Here is a 5,401-nt window from a genome sequence, read left to right as displayed (position 1 = left end):
GGGCCGAATAGAAAAAACGATCTTTATTTTGAATTATATTTCGGATGAATCATTAAGAAGAAAAATACAAAAAGGATTGAATAAAGGAGAAGCCATGAATGGACTGGCAAGAGCTATTTTCTTCGGATAACAAGGAGAGCTTAGGGAACGAACCATACAGCATCAATTGCAAAGAGCCAGTGCCTTAAACATCATTATCAATGCCATCAGTATCTGGAATACTTTACATCTAACAAAGGCAGTTGAATATCAAAAACGGTCAGGTAGTTTTAATGAAGAATTATTGCACCATATGTCACCTCTAGGTTGGGAACAAATTAATTTACTTGGAGAATACCATTTTAATTCGGAGAAAATGGTCTCGTTAGATTCTTTAAGACCCTTGAAACTTTCTTAACGTTGTTAAAACTGGGGGAATAGTCGGGGAAATGGGCTTAGCGTTGTAAATCCGCATTTTCCTGACTGTACCCCTAATTGATGATCTACCGGACCACTATCGATTCTCGTCATAACGGCTGACAACGAGTTCCTTTTGGAATAAGCATTTTTTTTAAGCATAGAATTTAATGATTCTATTCTCTACCAGGACATGGGTGAAATATGAAGAAAAACACAAATATGATAATACAAATCGCCGCAACATATACGGGAACCGTGTTGGGAGCCGGATTTGCTTCAGGACAGTCGATTATGCAGTTTTTCACGGTATACGGAGCCTATGGGGTATTAGGCATTTTATGCAGCACCTTTCTTTTTGTGTGGATCGGCACTAAAATGATGATTCTAGCTCACCATATCAAAGCATTTTCATATCAGGAGTTTAATGTTTATCTGTTTGGCAAGATTTTCGGCAAAGTCGCAAATGCCTTGACTTTTATTATTCTATTTGGGGTAACGGCCGTGATGCTTTCAGGAACCGGTACCATTTTCGAAGAACAACTCCGTCTACCCTATCAACTGGGTATTATCATCAGCATCGTTTTGTGTTATCTGGTGATGACGAAGGAAATCAGCGGAATTATGTTCGTAAACTCGTTAGTTGTTCCCATGATGCTTTTTTTCACTATTCTCCTTGTCGTAAAGGTTGTCAGAATAGACAATATTTTTGATATAGTCGGTTGGCAGAACCAACAACTGTACAATTTGAAGTGGTTCGTGAGTCCGTTTGTGTATGCAGGATTGAATTTTGCTTTTATTCTAGCCGTTATGGTTCCTCTGGGGAGTGAGGTGGATGACGAAAGCGCATTAAAATGGGGAGGGTTTTGGGGAGGCATTGGTCTTGGTTTTATGCTTCTTGTCAGCCATTTTGCAATGAGCTCAAAGATGCCCGAGATTCTTCAATACGATATTCCGATGGCCGAGATTATTCGAGATTTCGGGCGGTTTTTTCATGTATTGTTTTTGCTCGTAATCTATGGAGAAATATTCACCACATTGATAGGCAATGTTTTCGGAATTTCTCGTCAAATCCAAAGTCTATATAATCTTCCTAAAAGTTGGTTAGTTCTTGGCATATTACTTGCTAGTTTTTTGATTAGTCAAGCCGGTTTCACCTCCTTACTTACTTATCTTTATCCGCTATTTGGGTATATGGGTTTGATACTTCTAATTTTTTTAGCAGCTCAACGGATGCCCAGGGACTAAGTCTCCATATTTTTATAAGTTGATTCGGCACGAAATCCAACTATTGGGTAATTATGCTACTATCGGAATTAAGGCACAGGGTTCCATCGATCCAACTTCTTATTTCCAAGACTTTTGGCCTGCCGTCTTAATAGCTAACATAAATGACCTCCATAAGAATAAAGAATACAGCATAGGGTAGACAGTTGCATGTCATATAGAGTATTTCCAACGACTTCACCTAAAAAATAGCTGAAATGAAGTCAAACGGTGTTACTTGACTAAATTGGTTTTTCCCTAACATCTTTGTAATGATGGACAATCCTACAAAACCTAGCAAGAACTCAATTGAGAATTGAAGAAACAACTTTTCATTTCCTCTTTCATCAAATGATTGGTGAAAGCAAGCACGCCGTTTGATCGAGAATCCGCTGCAAATGCGTGCGTTGAGGCGGGACTTCCATCCGTAAGGGAATGGAGTCCGCAAGATCATGCTCGAATTGTTCCGCCAGTTTTCGTGCTACTTCAGAACTGTACACAACTTCGCACACTTCATAATTCAGACGGTAGCTTCTTAAATCAAAATTTGAGGAGCCTATCTCGGCAATTTCTCCGTCAATGATCATTAACTTCGCATGCAACACGCCTTTATTGTAGAGGTAGATATGAACCCCGGCTTCCAAAAGTTCTCCATAGTAGGTCCGACTTGGAGCTCCAACGATGATCGATACCACGTGGCGGGGAACTAAGCGCACTCGGACACCGCGAACCAAAGCTGCTTTAATCGCCATAATAATGTCTGCATCTGGCACAAAGTAAGGCGCGATATTCCAATGGGCGTCGAAGACTGCTTGCAGTTCGTTTGCAGGTTAACCCACTATTCGAATATGGGTGTCGCGTCAAAAGCCGACATTCGACTTTAATCCGGTATATTCATCCCCGATATTGATGCCTCCAGTAAAAGCTTCCTGACCATCGAATACAACAATCTAGTGATTTCGGCAACTCCAATAGGACAGCGCCCAAGGGAAGCGAATGGGGAAAAAAGATCGGCATTCAATTCCAACCTTCATCATTTGGCGGCCGTAGCCATGGGCGTGCGTGGGCCGAGGGGGAACTTGGATACTGTCAACTTTAGCAGTCGCGATGGGGGCGGCAGTGTTTAGGTTTATCCAAGGTTAGCTGTCTAAACAAAAGAATAGTGGCGAAAAGAGATCAAACCCTACTCAACTTGTAGGGTTTGATCTCTTTTCTAATCTGTTCACCGATGAAAACAGACAAGCCATGTCCTCAATATTCATGGTTTGTCTGTTTTTCTTAAAACCCCTTATATTGAGGTTCTTCATTTTCCAACTGTTGTACGCGGCTTTCTACTTGCTGCACGATTTGTTGGGTTTGTTGGGCCGCATTCGTAAAGAGCGATTTTGCTTCTTGATTTTGTGTTTCCAAAGCAAATTGTTCCAGACTCGCCTGAGCACTTTTTAAAGATGCTACGCACGTTTTCACTTGAGAAGCAACTGTCACGGAACGTCACCTCCTTTACCTTAGGATAAGATAATGTTTCACGGGTATTAGGAATAGATGCTTACATTCTCCCAATACCGAAATTAATATTTCCGTCTCGCAACAAAAGCATACGTTAGAAAAATTTTCAGATGGAAATGCATAAAAATAATGGAATAGGGACATATTTACCTTTGTCGATTAATGTGATTGGAAAGGAATGGTGATATTATGCCGGATTGGCTAGAAATCGCTTTGCGAACGTTATTGGCTATGGGGGTTCTTTTTGTCCTAACGAAGATATTGGGGAAACGGCAGGTATCACAGCTGTCATTGTTTGAGTATATCACCGGAATCACGATCGGCAGCCTTGCAGCTTACGTTTCGTTGGATCTGGAGTCCACTTGGTATCTGGGCTTGGTTGCGATGACGGTTTGGACCGTTGTTTCTTTAGGGATTGAATTTTTACAGCTGAAAAGCAAAACGGCAAGAGACCTATTCGACGGCAAAGCAACAGTGCTCATTAAGGACGGCAAGATCATGGAGGATAACCTAAAAAAAGAAAGGATTACCTCGGATGAACTTATGGAACAGCTTCGAAAAAAAAATGTGTTCAAAGCTGCCGATGTTGAATTCGCCATCATGGAGTCAAGCGGTGACGTTAGCGTTCTTTTAACCAAGGAAAACCAACCGTTAACGCCTAAACACCTTGGAGTAAATGTCGGGCCGGAACAAGAGCCTCAAACGGTCATTATGGATGGAAAAATAATGGACGAGCCGCTTGCCACGATAGGTCTAAACAGGCAATGGTTGGATACGGAACTGGAGAAATTAGGTGTTTCGATTGATAACGTATATCTTGGACAGGTGGATTCCTATGGCCAGCTATACGTTGATTTATTTGATGATCAGATCAAAGTACCGAAACCTCAGAAGAAAGCCGCATTGCTTGCAACATTGAAAAAGTGTGAAGCGGATCTCGAAATGTTTGCCTTATCCACCAAAGAACAAAATGCAAAGCAGATGTACGAGCAATGTTCAAAATCGTTAGAAGAGATTATTGGTGAAGTGAAACCATTGCTGATTCGTTAACAATTCGCCAATTATACGTCAGCTGAAAATCGAGGAGGATGTTCATGGCAAATAATATAAAGAAAAATTTAACGCGGGTACAACAGGAATATAAAGAATTGGCGCAAAGCGTCGAACCTCCGAGGCCCATACTCAAAAACTTCATTCGTGCGTTTATAGCTGGCGGGACCATTTGTTTGGTTGGACAAGCCATCCAGGAAATGTTTGTGCATTGGGGCGGCTTTGATGAGAAAAAAGCTGGAGACCCTACCGTGGCGGTTATGATACTCCTTTCTGTCATTCTGACCAGCATGGGGGTGTACGATAAGTTTGCCCAATGGGCTGGTGCGGGTTCCGCAGTGCCTGTGACGGGATTTGCGAATTCGATGGCATCCGCTGCGATTGAACATCAGAGTGAAGGTATGGTGCTCGGTGTTGGCGGTAAAATGTTTAAACTGGCTGGACCGGTTATTGTATTTGGTACAGTCGCCGCCTTTGCGGTAGGAATTGTACATTTGCTGATCAAAGGCGGGGGAGGCTCTTAATATGTTAAAGGGACACCAGAGTTGGCTATTTGAGAACAAGCCGTTCATCCGATCAACAGCAACGGTAGTGGGTCCATTTGAAGGAAGAGGCCCGCTGGCCAAAGATTTTGACATTGTCCATGGAGAATCCATGATGGGACAAAAAAGCTGGGAGAAAGCAGAAAAGGCATTGTTTGAAGAAGCGGCAAAACTGGCTATTGAAAATGCGGGGTTGACAAAGGAACAAGTACAGTTTTACATAGGCGGGGATTTGATGAATCAAATCATTAGCAGCAGTTTTGCCGCGCGAACATTATCGATCCCTTACCTCGGTGTGTTTGGCGCTTGTTCAACCTCGATGGAAAGTCTGGCATTAGCAGCTAACCTTGTAAATTCCGGTTCGGCGAAATTTGTGTTGGCGGGGACATGCAGCCATGATTCCAGTGCGGAGAAACAGTTCCGATATCCGACCGAGTACGGTTCGCAAAAACCGCCAACCGCCCAATATACGGTAACCGGGGCCGGTGCTGCCATCGTATCCATGGAAGGTGATGGACCGGTTGTTACATCTGCCACCATTGGCCGGGTTATCGATATGGGCATTAAAGATCCGTTTAATATGGGCGCAGCGATGGCTCCTGCAGCGGTAGACACCATTGAGGCGCATGTTCGAGATTTGG

Annotated in this window: 6 protein-coding genes and 2 pseudogenes; 5 read left to right on the top strand and 3 right to left on the bottom strand. The window is 42.9% G+C overall.

Annotated features, from left to right (window positions below):
• Window positions 1–397: pseudogene (locus ACFPXP_RS00860) on the top strand (Tn3 family transposase); the annotation flags it as partial.
• 203 nt (window positions 398–600) lie between these two features.
• A complete protein-coding gene (locus ACFPXP_RS00855) occupies window positions 601–1,644 on the top strand; it encodes a YkvI family membrane protein (protein ID WP_379891524.1) in 1,044 nt (347 codons plus the stop codon).
• 220 nt (window positions 1,645–1,864) lie between these two features.
• Here ACFPXP_RS00855 and ACFPXP_RS00850 read toward each other — a convergent pair whose 3' ends face one another.
• From ACFPXP_RS00850 to ACFPXP_RS00840, 3 genes are all read right to left on the bottom strand, one after another.
• Window positions 1,865–2,116, bottom strand: a complete 252-nt coding sequence (locus ACFPXP_RS00850; protein WP_326069412.1) for a hypothetical protein — start codon at window positions 2,114–2,116, stop codon at window positions 1,865–1,867.
• A complete protein-coding gene (locus ACFPXP_RS00845; RefSeq protein WP_379891525.1) occupies window positions 2,010–2,450 on the bottom strand; it encodes a phospholipase D-like domain-containing protein in 441 nt (146 codons plus the stop codon). The genes ACFPXP_RS00850 and ACFPXP_RS00845 overlap by 107 nt, the downstream gene beginning before the upstream one ends.
• A gap of 490 nt (window positions 2,451–2,940) precedes the next feature.
• The gene (locus tag ACFPXP_RS00840) at window positions 2,941–3,147 is read right to left on the bottom strand and encodes a DUF1657 domain-containing protein (RefSeq protein WP_007781230.1); all 207 of its coding nucleotides are present in this window, start codon (window positions 3,145–3,147) and stop codon (window positions 2,941–2,943) included.
• 210 nt (window positions 3,148–3,357) lie between these two features.
• On the opposite strand from ACFPXP_RS00840, the gene ACFPXP_RS00835 reads away from it, so the two are divergent.
• From ACFPXP_RS00835 to ACFPXP_RS00825, 3 genes and pseudogenes are all read left to right on the top strand, one after another.
• Window positions 3,358–4,218 carry a DUF421 domain-containing protein gene (locus ACFPXP_RS00835; RefSeq protein WP_379891521.1) on the top strand — a complete coding sequence of 287 codons (861 nt, stop codon included), beginning with the start codon at window positions 3,358–3,360 and terminating at the stop codon, window positions 4,216–4,218.
• 44 nt (window positions 4,219–4,262) lie between these two features.
• Window positions 4,263–4,742, top strand: coding sequence for a stage V sporulation protein AC (gene spoVAC, locus ACFPXP_RS00830; RefSeq protein ID WP_090728258.1), 480 nt, complete (start codon window positions 4,263–4,265; stop codon window positions 4,740–4,742).
• A gap of 1 nt (window position 4,743) precedes the next feature.
• Window positions 4,744–5,401, top strand: a pseudogene (locus ACFPXP_RS00825) (stage V sporulation protein AD); the annotation flags it as partial.

Origin of the sequence: Marinicrinis lubricantis (genome assembly GCF_042658665.1) — a bacterium.
Lineage (GTDB): Bacteria > Bacillota > Bacilli > Paenibacillales > KCTC-33676 > Marinicrinis > Marinicrinis lubricantis.
The sequence above is the reverse complement of the archived record's forward strand: the minus strand, read 5'-3'. Positions and strand labels throughout refer to the sequence as shown.

What these genes read in the sequence shown, in the direction of transcription:
- ACFPXP_RS00855 (WP_379891524.1), top strand. Translation starts at nt 601, where the DNA reads ATGAAGAAAAACACAAATATGATAATACAAATCGCCGCAACATATACG.
- ACFPXP_RS00850 (WP_326069412.1), bottom strand. Translation starts at nt 2,116, where the DNA reads ATGATCTTGCGGACTCCATTCCCTTACGGATGGAAGTCCCGCCTCAAC.
- spoVAC (WP_090728258.1), top strand. Translation starts at nt 4,263, where the DNA reads ATGGCAAATAATATAAAGAAAAATTTAACGCGGGTACAACAGGAATAT.
- ACFPXP_RS00835 (WP_379891521.1), top strand. Translation starts at nt 3,358, where the DNA reads ATGCCGGATTGGCTAGAAATCGCTTTGCGAACGTTATTGGCTATGGGG.